At 46.6% G+C, this 23,910-nt stretch carries 16 protein-coding genes; 9 read left to right on the plus strand and 7 right to left on the minus strand.

The features are described 5' to 3' along the window. Nucleotides 1–106 precede the first annotated feature (106 nt). The 3 genes from C7475_RS29195 (at nt 107) to C7475_RS29205 (ending at nt 6,028) form a co-directional block, all read left to right on the plus strand. Nucleotides 107–1,288 carry an efflux RND transporter periplasmic adaptor subunit gene (locus C7475_RS29195; RefSeq protein ID WP_110056970.1) on the plus strand — a complete coding sequence of 394 codons (1,182 nt, stop codon included), beginning with the start codon at nt 107–109 and terminating at the stop codon, nt 1,286–1,288. A 101-nt stretch (nt 1,289–1,389) separates the two neighbouring features. Further along, nucleotides 1,390–4,563, plus strand: coding sequence for an efflux RND transporter permease subunit (locus C7475_RS29200; RefSeq protein WP_110056971.1), 3,174 nt, complete (start codon nt 1,390–1,392; stop codon nt 4,561–4,563). Nucleotides 4,564–4,597: 34 nt separating this feature from the next. Beyond that, the gene (locus C7475_RS29205; RefSeq protein WP_110056972.1) at nt 4,598–6,028 is read left to right on the plus strand and encodes an efflux transporter outer membrane subunit; all 1,431 of its coding nucleotides are present in this window, start codon (nt 4,598–4,600) and stop codon (nt 6,026–6,028) included. Between the two features lie 297 nt (nt 6,029–6,325). Here C7475_RS29205 and C7475_RS29215 read toward each other — a convergent pair whose 3' ends face one another. Next, nucleotides 6,326–7,213, minus strand: a complete 888-nt coding sequence (locus tag C7475_RS29215) for an AraC family transcriptional regulator (protein WP_110056974.1) — start codon at nt 7,211–7,213, stop codon at nt 6,326–6,328. A gap of 388 nt (nt 7,214–7,601) precedes the next feature. On the opposite strand from C7475_RS29215, the gene C7475_RS29220 reads away from it, so the two are divergent. Both C7475_RS29220 and C7475_RS29225 read left to right on the plus strand, forming a co-directional pair. After that, on the plus strand, nt 7,602–8,525 hold the full coding sequence (locus tag C7475_RS29220; protein ID WP_110056975.1) for a helix-turn-helix transcriptional regulator: 924 nt from the start codon (nt 7,602–7,604) through the stop codon (nt 8,523–8,525). 190 nt (nt 8,526–8,715) lie between these two features. Beyond that, a complete protein-coding gene (locus tag C7475_RS29225; protein WP_110056976.1) occupies nt 8,716–9,810 on the plus strand; it encodes a hypothetical protein in 1,095 nt (364 codons plus the stop codon). Between the two features lie 58 nt (nt 9,811–9,868). Here C7475_RS29225 and C7475_RS29230 read toward each other — a convergent pair whose 3' ends face one another. After that, entirely contained in the window at nt 9,869–11,401 is a 1,533-nt protein-coding gene (locus C7475_RS29230) for a serine hydrolase domain-containing protein (RefSeq protein ID WP_110056977.1), read from the minus strand. Between the two features lie 135 nt (nt 11,402–11,536). Continuing rightward, nucleotides 11,537–11,773 (minus strand): hypothetical protein, encoded by a 237-nt coding sequence (locus C7475_RS29235; RefSeq protein ID WP_110056978.1) that lies wholly within the window; start codon nt 11,771–11,773, stop codon nt 11,537–11,539. Nucleotides 11,774–12,163: 390 nt separating this feature from the next. On the opposite strand from C7475_RS29235, the gene C7475_RS29240 reads away from it, so the two are divergent. Beyond that, nucleotides 12,164–16,114 (plus strand): caspase family protein, encoded by a 3,951-nt coding sequence (locus tag C7475_RS29240; RefSeq protein WP_110056979.1) that lies wholly within the window; start codon nt 12,164–12,166, stop codon nt 16,112–16,114. Between the two features lie 74 nt (nt 16,115–16,188). On the opposite strand, the gene C7475_RS29245 is transcribed toward C7475_RS29240, so the two are convergent. Beyond that, nucleotides 16,189–19,596: a glycosyl hydrolase gene (locus C7475_RS29245; protein ID WP_110056980.1), complete on the minus strand. Its 3,408-nt coding sequence runs from the start codon at nt 19,594–19,596 to the stop codon at nt 16,189–16,191. A gap of 171 nt (nt 19,597–19,767) precedes the next feature. Here C7475_RS29245 and C7475_RS29250 point away from each other — a divergent pair, with 171 nt between their 5' ends. Next, complete coding sequence (locus C7475_RS29250) at nt 19,768–20,169, plus strand: hypothetical protein (RefSeq protein WP_110056981.1); 402 nt, start codon at nt 19,768–19,770, stop codon at nt 20,167–20,169. 72 nt (nt 20,170–20,241) lie between these two features. Here C7475_RS29250 and C7475_RS29255 read toward each other — a convergent pair whose 3' ends face one another. Together C7475_RS29255 and C7475_RS29260 are read right to left on the minus strand one after the other, a co-directional pair. Continuing rightward, on the minus strand, nt 20,242–20,820 hold the full coding sequence (locus C7475_RS29255) for a hypothetical protein (protein WP_110056982.1): 579 nt from the start codon (nt 20,818–20,820) through the stop codon (nt 20,242–20,244). A 148-nt stretch (nt 20,821–20,968) separates the two neighbouring features. Further along, nucleotides 20,969–21,373, minus strand: a complete 405-nt coding sequence (locus tag C7475_RS29260; RefSeq protein ID WP_110056983.1) for an ACT domain-containing protein — start codon at nt 21,371–21,373, stop codon at nt 20,969–20,971. A 51-nt stretch (nt 21,374–21,424) separates the two neighbouring features. On the opposite strand from C7475_RS29260, the gene C7475_RS29265 reads away from it, so the two are divergent. Both C7475_RS29265 and C7475_RS29270 read left to right on the plus strand, forming a co-directional pair. Then, entirely contained in the window at nt 21,425–22,210 is a 786-nt protein-coding gene (locus tag C7475_RS29265) for a patatin-like phospholipase family protein (RefSeq protein WP_110056984.1), read from the plus strand. A 144-nt stretch (nt 22,211–22,354) separates the two neighbouring features. Then, the gene (locus tag C7475_RS29270) at nt 22,355–23,116 is read left to right on the plus strand and encodes a basic secretory family protein (protein ID WP_233260003.1); all 762 of its coding nucleotides are present in this window, start codon (nt 22,355–22,357) and stop codon (nt 23,114–23,116) included. Nucleotides 23,117–23,242: 126 nt separating this feature from the next. Here C7475_RS29270 and C7475_RS29275 read toward each other — a convergent pair whose 3' ends face one another. Next, entirely contained in the window at nt 23,243–23,878 is a 636-nt protein-coding gene (locus C7475_RS29275; protein WP_110056986.1) for a hypothetical protein, read from the minus strand. Nucleotides 23,879–23,910 lie beyond the last annotated feature (32 nt).

Raw genomic sequence — 23,910 nt, forward strand, 5'->3', positions numbered from 1 at the left:
GAAAGGGCTAGGCAAGATTTGCCCGTAGCTCCACGATGTATCTGAAATCGCCAATAAAGATTACAGTCTGGACCGCTATTGTCAATAATCAAGAAAAACAAATCGTATGAACCACTTATTTCAGATCATTTACAAACAAAAGCCCGCTGGCTTTCTCTATAGCTTAATGGTTATGGCAGTATTATCAGGTTGTGCCTCTTCTTCCGCCAGATCAGATGGTGCGCCTCCTCCCGCTGCACTGCCGGTGTTCAAAGCCGTTGCATTGCCTGCTACCACTTACCGTGAGTTTAATGCTTCACTGGAGGGTAAAGTGAATGTGGAGATCCGCGCACAGGTTGACGGTTACCTCGATAAGATCTTCGTTGATGAAGGTGCTTATGTAAAAGCAGGTCAGCCGTTATTCCGTATCAACGACCGTCCTTACCGCGAACAATTAAGCAATGCGTCCGCCAGCCTGGCTGCCGCTCAGGCCAACGAGGAAAAAGCTGCGGTGGAAGTATCCAGGATCACGCCATTGGTTGACAATAATGTAGTCTCTGATGTACAACTGAAAACCGCCGTAGCTGCTCTTCAGGCCGCAAAAGCCAATGTAGCGCAGGCACAGGCAGGTGTCAGCAACGCGCGTATCAGCCTGGGATATACCTTAATTACTGCACCGGTTACCGGGTACATCGGCCGTATTCCTTATAAGATAGGTAGCCTTGTGGGCCGTAGTGAAACACAGGCACTCACCATGTTATCCGATGTGCACGAAGTATACGCTTACTTCTCTATGAGTGAAGTGGATTTCCTGCAGTTTAAAGACAAGATAAAAGGTGCTACCATCGCAGACAAGGTAAAACAATTACCTCCTGTTGAACTGGTAATGCCCGATAATTCAGTCTATCCTGAGAAAGGCCGTATTGAAACCATGGAAGGCCAGTTCGATAAGACAATGGGTGCTATCAGCTTCCGCGCTGTATTCCCTAACCCTAACGGTTTACTGCGTTCCGGTAATACCGGTAAGGTGAAGCTGTCCGAATCCTTCCCCGCCGCATTAGTGGTGCCACAGGAAGCTACTTTTGAACTGCAGGACAAAGTATTTGTCTTCACCGTTGGCGACAGCAATAAAGTAGTCAGCAAACCTATCAGGGTATCTGGTAAGAATAACGCTTATTATTTCGTGGAAAAAGGTATCGCTCCCGGAGAAGGTATTGTCTATACCGGGTTAGACCGTCTTCGCGATGGCGTTGTTATACAACCACAACCAATGTCTCTGGATAGTCTGCTGAAGGTAAGACCCCTTTAATTGACTACAGGCAGGCAACGTATCCCCCTATGACGGCCGTATAGGCCGCACAGGATCGCTACGTTTCAGACATCCGGATAAACAACTAATGCAACAAGATTATGTTAAGAAAATTCATAGAAAGACCTGTACTGGCAACGGTGGTTTCCATCATCCTGGTGTTACTGGGATTATTGTCCCTGGCTACCTTGCCCGTTACACAGTTTCCTGATATCGCGCCGCCCAGCGTAGCTGTTATTGCCGCTTACCCTGGTGCGAACGCAGAAGTCGTAGCCCGCTCTGTGGCTACACCCATTGAAGAAGCCGTGAACGGTGTGGAGAACATGACCTACATGACCTCCACTTCCAATAACGACGGCTCCATGACGCTGACCGTCTACTTCAAACTGGGCACTGATCCCGATCTGGCTGCCGTGAATGTGCAGAACCGCGTTTCAAAGGCTACCAGCCTGCTTCCGGTGGAAGTTGTGAATGCGGGGATCACCACACAGAAACAGCAGAACAGTATGATCATGGTGGTGAACCTGGTCAGCGACCAGGAAGAATACGATGAGAAATTCCTGCAGAACTATGCGAAGATCAACATCATCCCGGAAATACAGCGTGTAACCGGAGTAGGACAGGCGATGGTGTTTGGTGGTAAAGACTATTCCATGCGTATATGGCTACGTCCCGACCGTCTTGCCGCCAACAATCTGTCTCCGCAGGATGTACTGGCCGCTATCAGGGAACAGAACCTCGAAGCCGCTCCCGGACGCTTTGGCGAAAGCAGTAAGGAAGCATTCGAGTATGTGATAAAATATAAAGGTAAACGTAACGAGAACGCACAATACGAAGACATTGTGCTGAAGGCAAATGCAGACGGTTCACTACTGAGGTTGAAAGATGTGGCCCGTGTTGAATTTGGTTCGTTTACTTATAACAATGATACACAGGTGAACGGCAAACATGGTATCGGTATGGCAATATACCAGACTGCCGGTTCAAATGCGAACGAGATCCAGACCCAGGTGAATGAACTGATGGAAAAGGCGTCAGGCCTCTTTCCAAGAGGTGTAGAATACTTTAATATCTATAGCACCAAAGAATACCTGGATGAATCTATCGACCAGGTAAAACACACGCTCATAGAAGCCTTCATACTGGTATTTATCGTCGTGTTCATCTTCCTGCAGGACTTCCGCTCTACGCTGATCCCTGCTATTGCAGTACCTGTAGCAATTATTGGTACCTTTTTCTTTATGCAGCTGTTCGGCTTTACGATCAACCTGCTGACATTGTTTGCGCTGGTACTGGCCATTGGTATTGTGGTGGATGACGCCATTGTGGTCGTCGAAGCCGTCCATACAAAGATGGAGCATATTAATATGTCGCCGCGTGTGGCCACGATCACCAGTATGCAGGAGATCTCCGGCGCTATTATATCTATCACCCTGGTAATGGCGGCCGTGTTCATTCCGGTGGGCTTCATGCAGGGACCTGCAGGTGTGTTCTACCGGCAGTTCGCCTTTACGCTGGCCATCGCGATCCTTATCTCCGCATTGAACGCGTTGACCTTAAGCCCTGCGTTATGTGCGCTGCTGTTGAAGAATAATCACGCTAAAGATGTACATGGTGCTGCTTATACCAAAGGGTTCGGCAGCCGTTTCTTCAAGGCTTTTAATACGGGCTTTGAAGCAGTGACCAATAAATATATCAACAGTGTCCGTTTCCTGGTAAGACGTAAATGGATACCTATCGGTTTATTGGCGCTGGTGTTGGGCGTGACGATCTGGTTAGTGAAAAGAACGCCTACCGGTTTCATTCCCGGAGAAGACAACGGTTTCGTGGTATACTCCGTAACTATGCCTCCGGGTAGTTCCCTGCAACGTACGCAGGAAGTCGTGAACAAAGTAGAGAAGGAAATGAAGGCGATGGAAGCTGTGAGCACTTACCTGAGTGTGACGGGTTTCAACCTCTTGACGAACTCCAGTAGTTCGGCCTATGCGGTAGGTTTCGTGAAGCTTAAAAAACATGAGGCCCGCGGACAGCATAAAGACCTGAAGGATGTGATGAATATGATGCAGGGAAGACTGGCCGGTATTCCCGAGGCGAACATCTTTATGTTCAACATGCCGACTGTACCCGGTTTCAGTAACGTGGATGGTTTTGAAGTGATCTTGCAGGACCGTGCAGGCGGTCCGTTAGATAAGCTGGCAAATACAGCCTATGGCTTCATCGGTGAACTGATGAAACGTAAGGAGATCGCTTTTGCATTTACCACTTTCAATGCAGGTAACCCGCAATACGACCTGGAGATCGATGAATCGAAGGCCAAACAGTTAGGTGTATCTGTATCGGATATCCTGCAAACAATGCAGGTGTATTACGGTAGCACATTTGCGTCCGACTTCAACCGCTTTGGTAAATACTATCGTGTGATCGTACAGGCGGAAGCGCCTTCCCGTGCAGCACCAGCATCACTGGATGAGATCTATGTGAAGAACAATGCAGGTGAGATGGTACCGGTGAATGCGGTGGTAAAACTGGAAAGGGTATATGGCCCTGAAACAGTGACCCGTAACAACCTCTTTAACGCGGTGACCATCAACGGGCAGCCTAAACCAGGTTACAGTTCGGGCGATGCGATCAAAGCTGTAGAGGAAGTAGCTGCGCAATACCTGCCAAGAGGATATTCTTATGAGTGGGTGGGTATGACAAAAGAGGAGATCGCGGCGGGCGGACAGGCAGGTATCATCTTCCTGTTATGTCTTGTCTTCGTATACTTCCTGCTGTCAGCACAGTATGAAAGTTATATCCTGCCATTCTCTGTAATACTGTCTATCCCGCTGGGTATCTTCGGTGTGTTCCTGTTCATTAACCTGTTTGGTATTGATAACAATATCTATGTACAGGTGGGGCTGATCATGCTGATAGGGTTGCTGGCGAAGAATGCGATCCTGATCGTGGAGTACGCCGTGCAGCGACGCCGTAATGGTATGGGACTGCTGGCGGCGGCACTGGAAGCATCACGCTTGCGTTTACGTCCTATCCTCATGACGTCCTTCGCATTCGTGGCAGGCTTAACGCCGCTGATGCGTGCAACAGGTTCTTCAGCATTAGGAAACCGTTCCATCAGTACGGGTGCTGCCGGCGGTATGCTGACAGGCGTGATACTGGGTGTTTTTGCAATTCCGGTGTTGTTCATCGTTTTCCAGTATCTGCAGGAGAAGATCAGCGGAACACCGCAGCAGAAGGCTGCAGCTGCCGAACTATCAGCAGATGGAACTGTATAAGCGCACTTAATATTAAAGCATAAAGAAAAACAGGATGACACTAAAATATATAAGGATTCTAATCGTCTCTTTCTTTATAGTTGCAGGGTTTGCAGCGTGCCGGGTCGGCCGTAATTATGAACGGCCTGTAGTCGCGTTGCCAGCTCAATACAGCGATACGGCCGTTGCGGGTAACACGGCGGCAGATAGCAGTATAGCAACAATAGAATGGAAACAATTTTTTGCAGATACTACGCTGCAGGGATTAATAGGAAGGGCGCTAAGCGGGAACTATGATCTGCAGCTGGCATTGAAAAGAATAGAAACGGCACAGGCATACCTGAAACAGGCGAAACTAGGCTGGCTGCCTGCTGTGGACCTCCAGGCGACAGCGTCTACTTCCATCCCTTCTAAGAACAGTTTAAATGGTACCAGTCTGAACGTATTCCTGGGTACCAGTCATATCGAAGACTATACCGTCAGCGCGGGACTGTCATGGGAGATTGATGTATGGGGAAAGATCAGGCGCCGTAAGGAAGCGGCACTGGCCAGTTACCTGGAAACGTACGAAGGCATGCATGCCGTACAAACAGGACTGGTAGCTGATATTGCTAACAGTTACTACAACCTGCTGATGCTTGATGCACAACTGGAAATTGCCAGGAGCAATGTTGCCTTGAGCGATACCATTGTACAAATGATACGCCTGCAAAAGGCTGCCGGTGAAGCGACAGAGCTGGGTGTACAACAGGCTATTGCACAAAGGCAGACAGCGGCATTGCTGATCCCGCAACTGGAGCAGGCAAAGGCCATTGAACAGAATACACTTCGCATACTGGCGGGTGAACTGCCAGGTACTATCGTGTATAATACTACACTGACAGGCACACCATTGCGTGAGCTGTTGCCAACAGGTGTACCGGCAGCATTGATCAGTAACCGGCCGGACGTAAAGGCGCAGGAGATGGCACTGGTAGCAGCTAATGCACAAGTAGGCGTAGCGCAGGCCAGTATGTACCCATCATTGAATATCACAGCGAGTGGTGGTGTGAATGCCTTCAAAGCGAGCGACTGGTTTACATTGCCTGCTTCACTGTTTGGTACGGTGGCAGGTGGTATTGCACAACCGTTGTTTCAGCGCGGACAGTTAAAAGCCAATCTGGAAGTAGCGAAGGTACAACGTGAAGAGGCAGTGATCAGGTTCAGACAGATAGCCCTGGACGCAATAGGAGAGGTGTCTAACTCTCTTGTGAAACTGGATAAACTGAAAGCACAGCAACAGATAGCATCCGATCAGGTGAGTACGTTGCAGCTGGCAGTGATACAGGCAAGAATGCTTTTCCGGAGCGGTATGGCCAACTACCTGGAAGTGGTGACTGCACAAGGCAGATCTCTCGAAGCTTCGCTGACACAGGCTGATATCACCCGTCAGCAGCTGAGCGCTTCTGTTGAATTGTACAGAAGCCTGGGTGGTGGCTGGAAATAGTTTAATTGATCAAAGACAGTTGTAATAGGTAGATAAATGTTTGTAACCCAATAGCGCCACAACCCAGTGGCGCTATTTATTTTTATTGTCAATTATAAAAAAAAAGCTGTTTCTGGAGAGAAACAGCCGTTTGGTAACCAATGCCAACTTGATAAAAATATCAGGTTTAATTTTTCGCTGATGATCCGATATCTTGTTGATAACAATGCAAAGATGAAAAAACATACGTTCTGTAGCAATGCACGATTCGTGGTTTCATTTGTATTAATCATGGACTGCATTTATCCTTACTGACAGCTAGCCAACACTGATCACTACACATTCTTTTCTGAAGTCAGTAAAGGTTGTACCCGTTGCATTTTTAAAGAACTTGCTGAAGTGTGCAATGTCTGAAAAGCCCAGGTACCAGGCCACTTCCTTCATACATTCGTCGGAGTATACCACTCTTCGTTTTGCTTCCAGTATAATGCGCTGACGGATATGATAACTGGCAGGATAAGCCGTGATCTTCTTAATGATCTCATTCAGATAATTAGGTGTTACTGCCAGCAGCTTCGCATAGTCCGCTACTTTTCTATGTGTCTTAAAATGCTCTTCTACCAATGATTTGAACTTCTCCGCCAACTCCAGGTTCCTCGTTTGTATAATAGTTTGTAAAGGACTTTGAAGTTGCCTTGTAATATAGATCAGGAATATCTTCAGATAACGCCGCAACATTTCTGTCCGGAACAGATATACGTTATTACTTTCCTTTTGCATTTTCATCGCGATTTCCTGCATCTCACAGGCAATATCAGCATCTAGTCTGATGCCTGCTGAACGCGACAGCGCCTGGAAAAGACCCGAGTTATACATCAGGTCAAACTCTTGTTCACCCATATGCAGGAACGAATCCGTGAATGATAATACATATCCTTCCGTTTGTTCATCGTGCTTCAGTTGATGCAGTTGTCCTGGTGTAACACAGAAGATACTGTTAGGCTGTAACGTGAACTTCTCCATGTCCATAATAAGGGTGCCGCTTCCTTTAGTGATCCAGATGATCTCAATATAGTTCTGCTTATGAGGGAACGCATTATGCTCTGCCATTTCTGTCCGCTGAAGGCGGAGGGGATGGATCCTGAATGGCAGCGTAGCATCCGCGCCGTCTGGTCTTAGCAAGGGGTTGTATTCCGGAAACTTCATAAAACAGTGGCTTTATGTCTCACTATGACTAATTATATGCCTGATTGATTATTGTTGATAATCATCTGTTTATGATATTTCCGGGAAGGCCATAACCACGATATTTCGTTATATCACCGTTTCGTAAGCGAAATCTCGCCTTAAAGCGGGAATATATGGAAGATTTAAGGTGCGACGTTCACGAAGGTCTGTTCGGCGAGGAACAACGACCGTTATTCGTTAAATAAAACGAAGAAAAACAGTGAAATCACTAAATATAGTTAATTGACAAATGGTGGAAAAATATCAATTGGCTATTTATCAATCAGTTATGTCTGTGGTATGTGTTTTGTTTTTCCAGGATGACGAAAAAGCGCCATCACATTAGGAACCATTATTAACCACACATATGCCAAAGACTATTCATTGTTGCAGTACGCAACCCGCTTTAACTCCCAGTGCAGGACATGCTTCCCTTCAGGGGGAGAAGACCAATTTATCATTTGAGATCTATAAATTGGAAGATAGATCCGGTGGAAGCCATTTTGTGAATAGTGAGCCCCATCAGCATAACAGTTTTGAGCTGATATGGGTATTGGAGGGCGGAGGCCATTATTGGGTAGATAATGAACAACATGAAGCGGCCCCGAACGAGGTATATTGCCTTACCCCGGGACAGCTGCATATGTTTAAACCCAATAAGAATATAAAGGGTTATGTAATCACATTCAGCCATGAATTCCTGCTGATGCCGAAAGAAAATGCCGGATTGATCTTTCATTCCAATTCTTCTCACCAGTTGTCTGGCAGCACGGTTATCTCTCTTAGCGAAGAAGTACGGACCGAGATGGAAGACCTGGTGATAAAAATGCTGAAGGAATTTGACAATTTTTTCCTGTTACGTTCTGAAATACTGAGAGGCTTACTGAATATCTTCATGATCTATCTTACCCGTCAGTACAGACCCGTAACGGTGCCTCCGGCGAGGCAGGGTAACAAAGCGCTGGTCAATAAGTTCTTCTCCACAGTTGAGAAGAAATACATGGTGTATAAACTGGTAGCGGAATATGCCGACGAACTGGCTGTAACACCTAATCATTTGAATGAAATGGTTAAGAAGGTGTCCGGCTTTCCTGCAAGTCATCACATCCGTCAGCGTGTAGTGCTGGAAGCGAAAAGACAAGCCACCTATTCCGGTTCAAGCATGAAAGAGATTGCGTATAGTCTTGGCTTCGACGACATCGCACACTTCAGTAAATTCTTTAAGAACTTTTCCGGCAGAAGCTTTACTGATTATAAGAAAGAAGCTATGCAGCAATTTCTCTGCATATAGATAGTGTAAAGAAGTCTTATGAGGTTATAATATTACTTTATTAAAGGCTGTCCGTCTTATGGCTGACAGCCTTTGTTTTATGTAGTGCGGTTGAATTTCATATCCTTGTGCCTATTATTGTATAAAGTAGATACCTATATGTAATAACCCAATGCCCCCGGAAATTTCCTAACTATAAAAACTGATAATCATGAGAAGCCTTTCTGTCAAAGCACTCGCTTTGCTAATTGCTATTGCTGGTGGTTTTGCTTCCTGTAAAAAACAATCCGCAGGAGAAAAGTTGAAACCCACCGGAACCGCAGCTGCCGCCGCATTAGAACCTAGTAAAGATGCTAAGTTGTTAGCAGACCTTCTAAAAAAAGAAGCGCCTAAATCACAGTTTTTCACTATTCAGCCCAAAGAAAGGAACACGATCAGGACCCAGAATGGTACCACGTACACTATTCCTGCACAAGCGTTTCGTAGAAGAGACGGTTCATTTCCTACCGGCCCTGTAACCGTTGCAGTGAAAGAAGTATTAAGTCCTAAAGATTTTGTATTGTCTGACAGACCTACCGCCAATGCAGGCGATTACCTGGTTTCTTATGGTGAGTTCTTTGTACGCGCTACAGAAGCCGGTGCCGACCTCGTACTGGCAGCACCTGTTACCGTGCAGGTTGTTGTAAGAGGAGATAACCGTCCGCAGCAACGTGTTCCCATGTGGCAGGGAGACACTACTGTGTTTACCACCTTTAGCGGTTATGACTATCAGAACCAGTCTGTGACTGTAACACAACCTGTGGCCCAGAATCCGGGTGTGGACTGGAACCAGTCGTCTGCTTATGCATTGTTTAACTCCACAACAGGTACATTGGACTTCCAGTTGTCTGATCTCATTAGCTGGAGGAACTGTGACGCCTTCAATAGTGTAACCGGACCAAGAACAACCGTACTGGGTTATTTCAATATCTTCAATGACGATACCCCGAATTCTTCTCCCGAACAGCCAAGCATGCTGTTCTTCAAACCGAGAAATATCAATTCCGTTATCAAATTTTATAACATTATCCTGGATGCGCCTACCGGATTCAAAGGGTTCCTGAGCTACCAGAATATCGTTCCTATTGGACAGCAGGGAACGTTCCTGGCCGTTACAGCATTGAACGGGCAGTTTTATGCTCAGTTAAAGGATGTTGTAATTGGTGCACCTGCACCAGGTACAAACTATTCTCCTGTCGCATTTAATCTGGTGCCTGTATCGGGCGCAGATGTGCTGGCAATGATAGCAGAACTGAACAACCGATAATATAAAAGAAATAGTGTGGCTGTTTGCAGCCACACTATTCACAGCAAGGGCGGACCTGTTACAGCCGGCTGAGAAGCTGTTTCAGGGCCTTTATACCTCCCTGGTTGTCCGGGTTCAACTCAATGGACTTCTGATACATAAGGATGGCCTCCTGGCGCTTGCCCGCCTTTGATAAAGCCTCCGCATAACTATCATAAGCATTATAGCTGCCTGGAAATAAAAGCATATTGATCTTAAAGGTCTCTATAGCTAATTGCAGATGTTCGGGAACAGGAGAGAAATAAAGGAACTCATAACCAAGCTGGTTCATTTCACGCTCGCTGAAATAGTAGTTATTGGTGTCGCTTTTAAATGCAGTAAGACCACTGATAGCATTATCTATACCACGTTGTATCATGGTTGCAGCAAATAACCTGACAAGAGATGTTTTCTTTTTCAATAGCATTGGCGGCTGATCATTCATCATATAAAAGGCGGATGTCACAATGTTCCCAAAGGATGGTCCTGCTACATTGTCAAAGGCAATGATTGTTTGTTTCCTGCTGATATTCCTGAAATAGAAGGTAGCCAGGCCGAAATTGAAACCTCCATGTCCCACGGACTTACCAAAGCCTGGTTGGTCAAAGATCTCCCAACCAAGACCATAACTGCCTTTCCCTTCTCCAAGCATCGTATCCATATGCTCCCAGTAAGTTTCTCCACTGTTAAGTCTGACAGGTGTCAGCGCTTCTTCAATTGCTGCTGCATTTAATAATTTACCATCAAAAAAAGCCTGGTCGAACAACTGCAGGTCACTTATAGTGGTGACAATATTGGATGCTCCGGTAGCAGCACTGTTATTGTAACTGGTATAACGATACCGTTTTACCTTAAAGGCAGAAGTGTAGGCAGTGTCATAATACAACGCTTTCACATGTGGTGTAACTACTCCCTGGTAAGTATCCTGGTACGACGTTTTTGCATAATAGGTCTCCAGCATGCCTGCTGGTTCGAAAATATATGTATGCAGATAGTCACGAAATGAAAGCCCGCTGAGTTTCTCCACAAGCATCGCCAGTAATGAATAATTGGTATTGCAGTAACTGAACTTATCGCCGGGATGAAAATAAAGCGGCCTGTTCTCCCGTCTTAATACGGGAATGATAATATCATTCGTAATGATAGTGTCCGGAAACTTTTTAACAAGCGGTTCATACAATTCAAGGTCGGGCAGGCCGGATGTATGCGTGAGTAAATGCCTGATGGTGATACCAGGATAAGGAAAGTCAGGGAAATAATGCCGGAGCGTATCTTCCAGATGGACCTTTCCTTTTTCATTTAACTGAAGAATGGCTGTGGCTGTGAAAACTTTAGATATCGAGGCGAGATTATAATGTACGTTAACGTCATTTTCAGTGGCGGAAGTAAAGTCTGAATAGCCGAAAGACCGGCGGTATATGGCACGTCCATTTTCTGCTAGGAGTATATTCCCGTTCATGTTTTTCTCCCGCGCAATGTTATTAAAGTAGATGTTTAATTTCCCCAGCCGGTTTTGTGCAATGGAAAGCATGCCGCTTAGCAATATGGCTGCGAGGAAAAATATGCGTTTCATAGTAGCAATCAATTTGACAGCAATACTAGCGAAGAAGAGAACGTGGATGGAACAAATGTGACGAAACGCATGGGATAAGTGATAAAGAGAAAAGCCTCCCCGTTTAACGAAGGAGGCCTTTATGCTAGTCAGCGCTTATTGGGGTATGCTGTCTTTACGCCATGTGCTGTCTTTTTTCATTTTATGTTTCTTCATCTTATGTTTTGAAGTGTCAGTACGCGGAGTTGTATCCTGCCTGAATGATTCGCTATAATTTGTATATTCCTGACCGGAAGCGGTCTTAGCCGCATAAGATGGTGTCGGTGTGTTCTGGAAGTAAACAAACCCACCAGCCACGATCAGTAAGCCGATTGTTAAAAGATGCTTTTTCATGACTGAGAATTTTTTAAGAGAATTAATAATAGCTTTTACCACTAAAATCCTGCTTGTTTCAGGTTTTCAGGAAATCTCGTTATATACCACATCATTATATCTCTGGAATAATTAAGTATTGAAGCGTAAATAATATGTTGTTGTGGACTTGTAGACGAAAATGGGGAAAATAATTATACAGCCACATCTATAACACCCTCGCGAGAAAAGGAAGGTAAACCACTGATTCTGAACTTAAATTCATATATTTGGAATGGACAAACGTCTTTTGTTGTCGGTTGGAGAATCATTTTTAAACAGATCATCACACGTTAACAGATCAGAATAGCTTTGAGATAAGTATCAGCAATTAACTATCATACATACCCCAATATTAAATTTAACCTCTACATGAGATACGACTCCTTACCCCAGATCGAGGCTCGTTTCAAGAGTGAAGCGGCTCCATTCCTTACGCCATTCTCCTTGCAGGTCCCCAATGAACAGCTGATCCTGAAAGGGCAACTGTACAAACCAAACCGTAGCGATTATTTCTATCCTGCCACTCATACAAAAGAGCGGATAGTATTGCATTTTACGGCCGGGAATCTCAGGTCCGACATGCAAAGCCTGACCACGCAGGGAAGGCATGTTTCGGTAGCTTTTGTAATTGCCAGGGACGGCACTATTTACCAGCTATTTCCATCGGCTAACTGGTCAGGCCACATCGGTGCCGGCGTGGGCAACCAGGGTACTCAGAATGCGCAGGACAAGGCGACCATCGGCATCGAGCTGTCCAACTATGCATACCTGGTACCGCGTGACGGCAACCTGGAAACCATCTACTCACGTGCGCCACAGAACGGTAAGCCCGGTCCTGTTGATGAATATTGCTCCTTAAGCAATACTGCCGCCTACCTGAAGATCGACAAACCTTTCCGGGAACAGTCCTATTATGCTTCCTATACACCGGAACAAGTGGAAAGCACTGTTATACTGCTCCGCTACCTGACGGCTAAGTACAACATCCCGCGTCAGTTCCTGCCGGAAGATAAAAGATACATTACTACCAATGATGTGCTCACATTCAAGGGCATCGTTTCCCACGTTAACTACCGCCCTTCGGGAAAATGGGACATCGGCCCGGCGTTCGACTGGCCAGCGCTGATCAATGGGGTGACCGCTACAGAGTTTACGCCTGCCGCCACTGTCCGTTCACTGAATTTCGCAGCCCGTGAGTTATCTATCGGACTGACCACTGAAGGCGGGATCGCTGCTCAGTTTGTTGAAGAAAGCAGTACGGAAGAAGGCGCTCCGGAAGCCAGCGACAATGAAGGTTATAACCCCAATGATTTCGAAGAAAGCAGTGCTAAACAGGTAACACCATCCAGCGGAAAAGTATATGCACTGCTGGCGGGTATCAATGAATATGACCAGGTCCGTAAGTTAAGCGGTTGCCTGCATGACCTGCAACAAGTGGAAGACTATCTGAAGAACCGCACTGTGTTCGATTGTAAGATCAAAAAGATCACAGACTCCGAAGTAACAAGGGCGAATGTGGTAAAGGCATTTGAAGAGCACTGCGGACTGGCAAAGAAAGACGACACCGTATTGTTCTATTTCTCCGGTCATGGTACCCAGGAAGACGCTGCGCCTATGTGGAATGAGACAGATGGTAAACTGGAAGCGATCGTATGTTATGACGGAGGTACTTCAAAGGCGGCAGAGTTCCTGCTGACCGACAAGGAGCTCCGTTACCTGATCGGTAAGTTATATGAAAAGACAGGGGCACACATTGTAGTGATCTTCGACTGTTGTCATTCGGGGGATAATACCCGTGGTCAGCTGATCAATGCGGCCTTTAAGAAGGATAAGGTGACCAAACGTATGATCTACGATAATACCCGCTACTCAGGTGCTTTCCCTCAACGTGAATGGAGTGAGTTTATATTCAGCAATGAGATCAAAGAAGCGGACATCGCAGATAAGAAGGTGGACGAATTTTTACCCGAAGGCATCCATATACAAATGGCGGCCTGTGAAAGTAACCAGTCGGCTGTTGAAGTAAACGGGGAAGGTGTGTTCACAAAGAAACTACTAGGCGCACTGGACGCCTGTACAGGCAATGTGTCTTACAATGACCTGAGTAGCAGGATCAGGCAATACCTGCGGTTCAGTTTTGAACAGACGCCACGGATCTATGTGTCCGGCGATACAGACAGGCTGTTGTTCACCGGTTTCCTGAACCGTAGTCTCACAGACAATATCACCATTGCTGAAGCTACTTACAACCCGAAAGGCTGGCAATTGAATATCGGTGCTATTCATGGTGTAGACAAAAACATAAAAGTAACAGTCGTAAATGCCGCTGATGTTAATCAGAAATGGACTGCCCGGATAGACAATGTTTTCATCGATTACAGCAGCATCACCATTGATGGTACTCCTGATCCTGATAAGGCCCATAAAGCCTTTGCTGAAGGATTGATGAGCGGAAAGATCTTACTGGAGCTGGACAACAGCAACGGTAACCCCGCTGAAATGGCCGAGTTGCTGGACAGCATAGAAAGCAAAGCCGGCGGGCATTTTGAGTTCCAGTCTGCCGCTGCAGAGAATGGGCGCAGTGCGGATTATACACTGCATATCAGGGGAGGAGAGGCTGTCATTACCAGGGCCAATGATCCCTATCGTCCGGTGGTGCGTCCGCTCGACCTGTTGAAAGACAAAGGAGATGTTGAGCTTGTGGAGACTCTCAAGCACATCTCTCAATGGCACTTTATCAAACATCTGCAGAACAGTTCCATTCCGGAAGGCTTCCCGGAAAACCCTGTACAGATCGACGTATCACGGATCTATCCTGACGGAGGAAAAGAAAAGATCAATACCAGTAGCGGTACTGCCACCTTTAATTTTGAGCAGGGACAAGGTTTGTGGGAAGGTGCGATGGAAATAAAACTCACCAATACCACTAACCAGCCGGTATATGTAGCAGCCCTGTACCTGGGTATTCAGTTCAGCAGTTACCTGGAGTATCTGTCGCAATCACCCTGGTTGCTGGAACCTGGTAAAGAACTGATCATGGCCAGAAAGGGTAAGGACAGGATCAGCATCCGGCAGGATGAATTTGTGAGAGAGTATAACTGGCCGCTGAGCATGGAAACGCTGAAGCTGATAGTGAGCACAGACGAATTCAATGTCAAGGCGCTTTCTCTGAATAACTTGCCTGCGCCATATGTATTGTCTGATCGTGAGAAGAGAATATTGAGGGGTAAAACAGAAGTGTCCAAAGGGGCTATCATGGAGGATGAGGAACCTGCAGAATTCAAAGGCTGGATCACCCAGACATTATACCTTGTCTTCAACAATCCGGACTTTAACGTTATAGATCGCAAGACGCTGAAAGAGCTGATGGAATATGATGAGACATCGTACTATGCCGCTGGCCTGTACTATGACCTCGTACCAGACGAGAACGGACAACCCACAAGGCTGAAGCTGAAACCTGAGATCAAAGTGCCGGAAGGCGAAAAAGGTTTATGGGGCGATGTCATACTATGGGCAGCTAATGCCATAGAAAGCCGTCAGCGCAGAAGGTTGTACAAACGTTTGAAGAATACTGACAGATTACGGATCGTAGCTGAAGGTGATTCCTGGTTCCAGTATCCTATCCGTGTATTAGATACAATTGATCATCTGTATAAGCTCTATGCTATCCGCAGTTTTGCGGAAGCAGGGGATACGCTGGAAAATTATATGAAGAAAAGGGAATACCTGGATGCGATCAAAGAGGAAGAAGCGCAGATCTTCGTAGTGAGCGGCGGAGGTAATGACATCCTCGGGGAACAGTTCCAGCACTCATTAAGAGATACACCTGCGGAAGACGATATCACACCTGCCCGTTACCTGAACAAGACGTTCTTTGACAAGCTCGACCGTCTGGAAACATGGTATACGGACATGTTCACGGAACTGCATAACAGGTATCCGAACCTCCGGATGCTGGTGCACAGTTATGATTATATTATCCCGGTTGATACGGACCTGTATCCACGTAAAACCAGCTGGCTGGGCAAGTACATGATCCGTAAGAATATTCATCAGCAAACGGTACGGGAATCACTGATCCGTTTTATGGTGGATGAATTTAACAAGCGGCTTGAAAAGGTTGCAGCGGCATTTCCTGGTGTGGTGTATTATATCAACGTAAGGGAGATCGTTGAGCGGGGTAGCTGGTATGATGAGATCCATCCTACAAATGCAGGTTTCCAGCTGGTAGCTGACAAGTTTGTAAATGTGATCGAGGAACTGAGATCAGAGCTTAAACCATTCGCTGAAGCATCGGTAATGTCTGCACCACATTAAAGTAACTATCCGTTCATAATAAGAAGAAAGGCTGTCCACCTCAGGCGGACAGCCTTATTTTTGCCGGCAGGTTTTTACCTGTTCGAGATGATCAGTTTAAATACCTGTCCATTGAATTTAACAAAGTATACGCCGTCAGGAATGCCGCCAATATTAATGGCATTAGCGCCAGCTTCGAGCCTGCCGTTCTTTATCACTTTGCCTTGCAGGTCGGTAATGGAGAACAGGCCCGTTCCTTTAGACTGGACCTTCACCCAGTCTTTTGCGGGGTTCGGATAAAGATACGGTTGATCGGCCGTTGTCTTAGTTGCCATTGAAAGAGCAGCAGGCAGCAGCGCAGCGCCGGTTGAAGCGGTACCACATACTTCCAGTTCATAGATAGAATAGCCCCATTGTGTAGTCCTTGCTGTACCATTCATACGGATATAGCGGTAATTGCCATTCAGGTTGTCAATAAGGTCCGTTCTGTTGCCCGATGGCATATTGGTCCTCGTGGCAATCGGAAGCCATGTATTGCCGTCTGTGGAGCCGGTAAGGGTATAGTCCTTCGCATTGGCTACTTCCCATGAAATGGTGATCTTATTCACTGTAGATACTACGCCCAGATCGACAGTCAGTTGTTGAGGATCAGTGAAGGCGCTTTCCCAGCGGGACCCCAGGCTACCATCAATAGCTGCTGATGCGTTGCCGCTTGTTGCAGTAGCTGTGGATGGCAATAAGCCATAACAGCCGGTAGGTTGTTGTCCGCTGGTTGACAATGTAGGATAAGTCACCAATGTTCTTGCAGGAACGCTGAATGATGCTACGACAGCGCCTGCGTTATTGTATACATTACAGGTCTTCGCACTGGCTGTCGGGTTGTAGGCTACTGCATAACTGAATGCGCCGTTCTTTTCAAACACGCTGCTGGACGGGAAGTTGGTGCGGAAGTTAAAAGAGAAGAATCCCAGGTTTTGATTGGCATGAGTATAGAAATAGGTCATGCCACCCACTTCATAGTCCATGATGTAGCGGGTATCGGTAACGGGTAATGCGAGGTTGTTGGCCATAAATGCGCTGACGTACTTCGCATCGAACAGTTGTCTGAAACCCAGTGCCACATGCGCCCAGTCATCGCCGAACTGTGTTTCACTGGTATGACCGTCAATAGCTGCTGATTCTGTCAGCATATCATTGTACTCTCTCTTGGCCCAGGTGGTATCTTTTGCCAGGTATTTAAAGCCGGGATTTACAGGCAGGTATTGTATACCGTGGATGTGCACGGGACTTGCACTGAAGTAGGTACCATAAGCAAAGCCCTGGTTAGAGAGAATGCCTACCACATTGTGCGAATAGGCGGGAGGCAGGTTCCTGTTCTTCCAGTCAAACCAATATTCCAGCGTAGCATAGGCTTCACTGATATAGCCGAATGCGCCCGCATCGCGGATAGCTTCGTCGTTCAGCATATCGCCCAGCAGGAATAGACCTATCCATGATTGCATGGCCTCGGAAGTGGATTCCTGGTTGTTGCCGGAAGAGGAACTGGTACCTCCTGCATAACTGTGCCCGATCCATGGATCGAAGGTCCTGAAGGAAGGCAGGAAGTTATCTGTTTTATCCCAGTTGGCATATTGTTTTGCCACTATCCTGATCATAGGGCCATATTGTGACAGGAAATCAGGGTCTGTCATGCCGTACAGTGCGCAGGCATAGATGAGATAACCATAGTGGAAATGGTTGTCGGTAAATTCTGATGATCCGTAAGATTCATTGAACCCTACAACAGCTCCCCAGCGATCATAGCGGGCGAAGAATTTGTCCTGTTCACCGGGAGTGTATGTAAGCCAGTTGACGAGGGCTTCCCTTGTTTTAGCTTTGAGCGACTGATATGCCTGGTGATTCAGTTCTTTGGCCATCAGGGTATACTTGGCATAGTTCACCAGGTCTTTACCGCCCCAGTAAGTATCTCCTCCATAACCCTGTTTCTTGGAGAACTTCGTCAGCAGGTCGAACATAACGTTGGCGTTGTAGGGATTAGCGTCTGCTGCATTCCTGTAAGGCGCATTGTAAGTAGGAAGGATGCCGTTGAAGTCGTACGTAAATGAGAACGATTTACCGATGGCCGTTTTCATTGATCCTCTTGGTGTAACATAGTTAACCGGTGTGAAGGCAATGGTGTTAGCTGCATTCTGATAGAGATGCGGCAGGAACCCTTGTATGGTATTGCCGGCAGCTTGCCCTTTCAGGTTAACGGTGGTAATATTCCAGTTCACATACACCTTACCGGCGGTAGCGTCATAGTCGTACGTAACTGCTGTATTGGACGGTTTGTTGAACGCATAGGTTTCGTAGGCGCCAAGATCGGCAGGGGAGGGCAGTGCAGAAACAACGAAGTAGGAGTTACCGTTATTGGTGTTCAATACCAGTTTCTCTACCTGGTTGCCATCGGACGCCCAGCGGGAGCCGGCATTGCCGTCATTAACATTGTTGCCGGTAAATGCGCCCTGTACGGAAGATACTTCCACTGGTTTATTCCTGGAGAGCAGTGTGCTGCCATTGAACACTTCCATTTCCCATAGTGAGTAGGCGTAGATAGTGCCTTTCTCTGCAAGCGCGATCTTTACATACCTGGCGGATGTGTTGAAGCTTAAGCTGTCAAGACCGCCGTTGCCGTTCACTTCAGAAGCGACTGTACTCCAGGTGCTGCCATTGGCGGAAACCTGTATGGAATATCCTTTTGCGAAGGCAGTTTCCCAGTTCAGCTTTACTTTGGTGATGTTCTGGATAGCGCCCAGGTCGATCCGCACATACTGTTGTCCCTGCAATTCTGCGGTACTGCTACCGTTGAGATGTACGCCAAAGTAGCGGCCATCAGTCTGTACCACAAAAGAGCTGGTAACAGGGAACTGCACTGCGGCGCCGCTTTGGGTAAGATAGGAAGCGCCCTGATCGAATGAGAATTCGGGATTGATGCCCTGTGTTTCCAGCCACATGAAGGGGATGCCATGCACCATAGTGACATCCATATTCTTGTTATGGACACTATCCGGCAGCGACATTACTACACCCCAGTCATTCCAGTCTTTCGCGATGGCTTTGGAAGGCGTGTAGCCTGTAGCCCTGATCATCATACTACCGCCGTAAGCAATGTTAGAACCATCTGCTACAAAGCTGTTCGGGTAGTACAGTTTAACGCCATAATCCTCCGGATCGGCGGCTAACGGATAGGCCCACATCATACCGCCATATTGCGATACTACCAGGTCCGTCCACCAGTCGTTGGTAGGGATAGGCTTGTTCAATTTATCTGCTGCTACATAGATAGGCCGTTCGTACACGAACTGATACAGATCTCCTTTTCCATCGTTATTCCAGTCGAAAGTATTTTCTGTGGCGGGCGGGAAAGAAGCGTAGCTTCCGGCGCCTACGGGAACGGGCGTTTGTGCATGCAGTTGTAATGCACTTGCAGCCAGCAGGAACGCTGACAAATACAGGTTTTTCATAGTTACCGAGGTTATTTTGAGTTAAGAAAAATCGTGTCAGGGAAATGTTGGCGCTTTAACGTGAAATCCGGGCATAAGGCTGCGTACTATCAAATATACTATTTAATTGACAGTACTGAAACGCTAAATAATAGGAATATACCGTTATACTTGCAGGAGAATTATTGTATCATGATCGAAGCAACTGACGTGCGCCCCGGCAACCTTGTATGGTATTATGATATGTACATGAATGAAACGGAGTTTGAGGTGGAGGGTATTTTAGATGGCTTCATTTATTGTTCTACACTCCCTAAAAGTAAACTGCCGCTGGCGAGTGTACATCCGATATCGCTGGATGCCGGCTATCTGCACAGCCTCGGATTTGTACGGGGAGAGAAAGAACATGGTGAGGATGAAAATGTTTTTTCCTACAAGTACAATCGTAATGATAGTGTATACGTGCGGGATGAAGGATATTCGTTTCAATTTCTGGCGGCTGCCCAGGGGCAATTGGTGCCTTATGGACGGCCGGTCGTACATGTACACCAGTTACAGAACCTGTTCTATTGCCTGACGGGTAAGGACCTGTAAATAAGGGGAGTGCCCTTTTTGAAAAGACATCCCCTTATTTAAAATTCGTTTCTATACCGCAGGCAGCATTTCTCATGGGTGAGGGCCCATACAAACGATCTCCACACCACTGAAGGTGCCTTTCAGTGATATCGTTTTTTCAGTCCCTGATTCGATATCATTTTTACCGGTAAAGTCAAAATGACCTGAGATGTAGGCTTTTACATCATCAAACCTGATCTCTGAAAGTGTGAAGCTTCCTTTCTCCGAATTGCAGGATACATCCTTTCCGGAAGCATCATCGGCAGTTTCTGCTGATTCGTCTTTCGGATAGTTGAGGTACTGCGCAATGTTGGATGGTTCTTCTTCACTTGCAGGTTTGTCGAAAGTGACGGTCACCGGCTTGAACTCTCCGATCTTGTTCAGATCGAATCGGAATGACAGGACCCTGTTTCCTTCCTTCAGTGTACACTCAAGGTTCATGATAGCCATTTTACTGGTACCAATGGTGGCTTTGCCCTTTATCTCCTTTGTGGAGATCACTGAGCCATTCTTTTCGATGTTAAATGTACCCGGATTAGGCACTTTCTTTTGTGCCAGTATGGTCGTGGAACCCATACAGAATAAAGCGATAACAGCACTTGTTACCAGTGGTATTATTTTAGTTTTCATGTAGGTTTGGTTAGGGATGGCTGATTGTCTGAATATTGCCGAAGATATAAAAATATTTTTAAAACTGTACCCCCTCAGTACTATCCCTTTACAATTTTATAACAACGGTCTGAGGAATGGTCTGAACGGTTGATGTAAAAACTGCCAGTTATAAGGAAGTGTTGATAGTGAGCGATTTAAGCGCCAGCATGGCTTTTTCCGCATCTGCAACAGGTACAAAAATATGATCGTGGTAGTATGCGGCTACTACGTTACAGCTGATGCCGGCCCCCGCCAGTGCGGCGGAGAAGGCTGCTGTGAGCCCAACTGCTTCCAGTGAAGAATGTATGGTCAGCGTGATCCAGGCAGCGATATAAGTGTATGGAAGCTGAAGACGGTCGGCGGTTTCACGGGAGAGGATAAGTGTTACACCTTCTTTTTCACGGAAAGTACAGATGACGTCCTGCAGGTTTATCTGCACCGGATCGTTAACTGTACAGAAGACGTACGTTCCCTCATGTAACTGAGGCGTCATGTGTTTGAGTAAGGTTGTGATGTCTGTAATGCCGCTCATAGTTGTAAATATACAATACCAGATTTTACTTTCTTTATATATATTAGCCCTATGAATCAGGAGTTGAAAGTCCCTATACGGCGTCCCTTTGTCCTTTCCGGTGGTGGCGCCCGTGGTTATGCCCACATTGGTGTTTTAAAAGCATTTGCTGAACAGGATATTTATCCCGAAGTGATAGCCGCTACCAGCGCAGGTTCTATTGCAACTGCATTTATATGTGACGGTTATAGTACGGATGAAGTAAGAGATATCTTCCAGCATACGAAGATGGGATTGTCTATGCAGTGGACAAACCTGAAGGCGGGCTTCCTGTCGCTGAAGACCGTAGAGAAGGCGCTGATGCAGCATTTACGTCATACTACTTTTGAATCGTTGCCTATTCCGCTATATATCACGGCGACTAACTTCTCTACCGGGCAGCAAACTATTTTTGATAAAGGACCATTGATACCAGCTATACTGGCGGCATCTACGATCCCTATGTTATTCCCGCCTGTGGAAATAGAGGGTGTTCCTTATGTGGATGGAGGTATTTCAGGGAATCTTCCGGTTGAGCCATTGGTAGGAAAGTATAGGTCTATTGTGGGTGTGCATGTAAATCCGCTGACGCCTTATAACCCTGCAAGCGGTATACTTGCAAACATAGAACGGACATTGCATATGGCCATTCATGAACCCGTACTGAAGAGCAAGCTGCAATGCAGCCGCTTTATAGAGCCGCAGGAACTGGGGCAGTTCGGTATGTTCGATTTTAAGAGGTTTGATGCTATCTATAACGTGGGATTGGAATACACAAGACAAGTATTGCAGGAAACGCCTGAAGCGGTTGAGCTATAACAGGTTGTTTATCATATAGCGATCAATGTGAGTGTAAGAAAAGTTAGCAGGAATGAGCAATGGACGTACGAAAATCGCAGTAATTGCGTTTTATAACCTGAGATCACTGTTCATCTGCCTCCTATTGTAAACCCACTCACAAAAATGAGACACTCGCTTAAAAATTCCATGATTATCGGTACCCTGGGTATCTTCTTACTGTCCGCTTGTAGCAAATCTGAATCCGTTGCGCCTGATCAGCAACGTTCCAATGAAACAGCCCTGACTGTCAATGATGCCATCGCACTGTCGCCTGTACCTGTAGGGACGGTTACTTACAGCAGCAATGGTTACACATTAACGTTTACTAACAATGCTACTAATTTTGAGGACTCGATCCGTCAGAAATTTGTAGACATCTTTTTCGGTACTTATCCGCAGCTGCGGACCAGGTTCAATACTAACGCTACTAAAACAGTAAAGTTTGTGATTGATCCGAACTACACTGGCGTGGCCTATACGTCAGGTACAACAATTACCTACAGTTCTGCATGGTTCGTGAACAACCCGAATGATGTAGATGTTGTAACGCATGAGATCATGCACGTTATACAGGCTTATACTGGTGGTACACCCGGCTGGCTGACTGAGGGCATCGCTGACCTGGTACGTTACAGGTATGGCGTGAATAACGGCCCTGCAGGCTGGTCTTTGCCTAACTGGTCGTCATCCCAGTCTTACACGAATTCTTATCGTATCACTGCACGTTTCCTGGCCTGGCTGGAGAATCACAAAAGCGCTTCGATCGTTACAAATCTGAATACTGCTTTACGTAACCACACTTACACTGCGAATACCTGGGTAACGCTGACCGGCAAAACAGTCGATCAGCTGTGGGCTGAGTATTCTGCCAGTCCTGCGTTGTAGCAGCTTATTCATTCAATTGTAGCATTGCCATCATTTAACAATCATCAGGAGCGGATGGGCAGCGATCTGTCACACGCGATGCTATATAATATCCCGGCTATTCCATATGGCCGGGATATTTTTTATTTAGTCGAAGAATGGATCGGGCGCTCTTCTGTCTATATGGAAGGCCTGGTCGAGATAATAGATCACTGTCTCCGGTGCTTTTGCCGTGCGTACAAGCTCTCTGAGGGGAGTGACTATCTTCGGATATTCATCAATGAATTCCAGACCTTCTACAAAAGGTAAGCGGAATGATTTCATCAACAGCTTAAAGCGTTCGAGTTCAGCACCCCAGTAACGGATGTACTTACTTTCACTGATACCCAGTTCTATAAGGATGTCTTTTGTTTGAAACAGCAGGCCTGCTTCCAGCTGGCATTCCTGCGTGAGTTCGTCCCGGTATTTTTCCAGTTCATTGAGCACAAACTGTTTTTGCAGCAGGGGAGTGGTGACGTTGTCTTCTTCATATAATCCGTACACACAGCTCACCTTATCGGGCAGGGTGGCTGCCAGCGCCTGGAATAAGTCCCATAAACGGCTATTGCCGATATTGACCGTAGCCTGGAAGCGGTAGGGCAGGCGAGGGTTCTCATTGAGGGTAAGGTCATATCCTTCCACGATCTTCGCTTTCCTCCGTTTGAAAAGGATCTCGTCTATATCGGGACGGTAGTCTATTTCCTCATCTGAGGGAATGCGTACGGTGATGGGCAGTTCTAACATGCTGTAAAGATAACACAGCCGGGCATGCTTTA

Source organism: Chitinophaga sp. S165 (genome assembly GCF_003182155.1).
Classification (GTDB): Bacteria; Bacteroidota; Bacteroidia; order Chitinophagales; family Chitinophagaceae; genus Chitinophaga.

Bases quoted from the DNA above. Each gene is read 5' to 3' on its own strand.
- C7475_RS29200 (WP_110056971.1), top strand. From the start codon at position 1,390: ATGTTAAGAAAATTCATAGAAAGACCTGTACTGGCAACGGTGGTTTCC.
- C7475_RS29230 (WP_110056977.1), bottom strand. From the start codon at position 11,401: ATGAAACGCATATTTTTCCTCGCAGCCATATTGCTAAGCGGCATGCTT.
- C7475_RS29240 (WP_110056979.1), top strand. From the start codon at position 12,164: ATGAGATACGACTCCTTACCCCAGATCGAGGCTCGTTTCAAGAGTGAA.
- C7475_RS29225 (WP_110056976.1), top strand. From the start codon at position 8,716: ATGAGAAGCCTTTCTGTCAAAGCACTCGCTTTGCTAATTGCTATTGCT.
- C7475_RS29260 (WP_110056983.1), bottom strand. From the start codon at position 21,373: ATGAGCGGCATTACAGACATCACAACCTTACTCAAACACATGACGCCT.
- C7475_RS29220 (WP_110056975.1), top strand. From the start codon at position 7,602: ATGCCAAAGACTATTCATTGTTGCAGTACGCAACCCGCTTTAACTCCC.
- C7475_RS29245 (WP_110056980.1), bottom strand. From the start codon at position 19,596: ATGAAAAACCTGTATTTGTCAGCGTTCCTGCTGGCTGCAAGTGCATTA.
- C7475_RS29275 (WP_110056986.1), bottom strand. From the start codon at position 23,878: ATGTTAGAACTGCCCATCACCGTACGCATTCCCTCAGATGAGGAAATA.
- C7475_RS29270 (WP_233260003.1), top strand. From the start codon at position 22,355: ATGAGACACTCGCTTAAAAATTCCATGATTATCGGTACCCTGGGTATC.
- C7475_RS29265 (WP_110056984.1), top strand. From the start codon at position 21,425: ATGAATCAGGAGTTGAAAGTCCCTATACGGCGTCCCTTTGTCCTTTCC.
- C7475_RS29250 (WP_110056981.1), top strand. From the start codon at position 19,768: ATGATCGAAGCAACTGACGTGCGCCCCGGCAACCTTGTATGGTATTAT.
- C7475_RS29195 (WP_110056970.1), top strand. From the start codon at position 107: ATGAACCACTTATTTCAGATCATTTACAAACAAAAGCCCGCTGGCTTT.
- C7475_RS29215 (WP_110056974.1), bottom strand. From the start codon at position 7,213: ATGAAGTTTCCGGAATACAACCCCTTGCTAAGACCAGACGGCGCGGAT.
- C7475_RS29235 (WP_110056978.1), bottom strand. From the start codon at position 11,773: ATGAAAAAGCATCTTTTAACAATCGGCTTACTGATCGTGGCTGGTGGG.
- C7475_RS29255 (WP_110056982.1), bottom strand. From the start codon at position 20,820: ATGAAAACTAAAATAATACCACTGGTAACAAGTGCTGTTATCGCTTTA.
- C7475_RS29205 (WP_110056972.1), top strand. From the start codon at position 4,598: ATGACACTAAAATATATAAGGATTCTAATCGTCTCTTTCTTTATAGTT.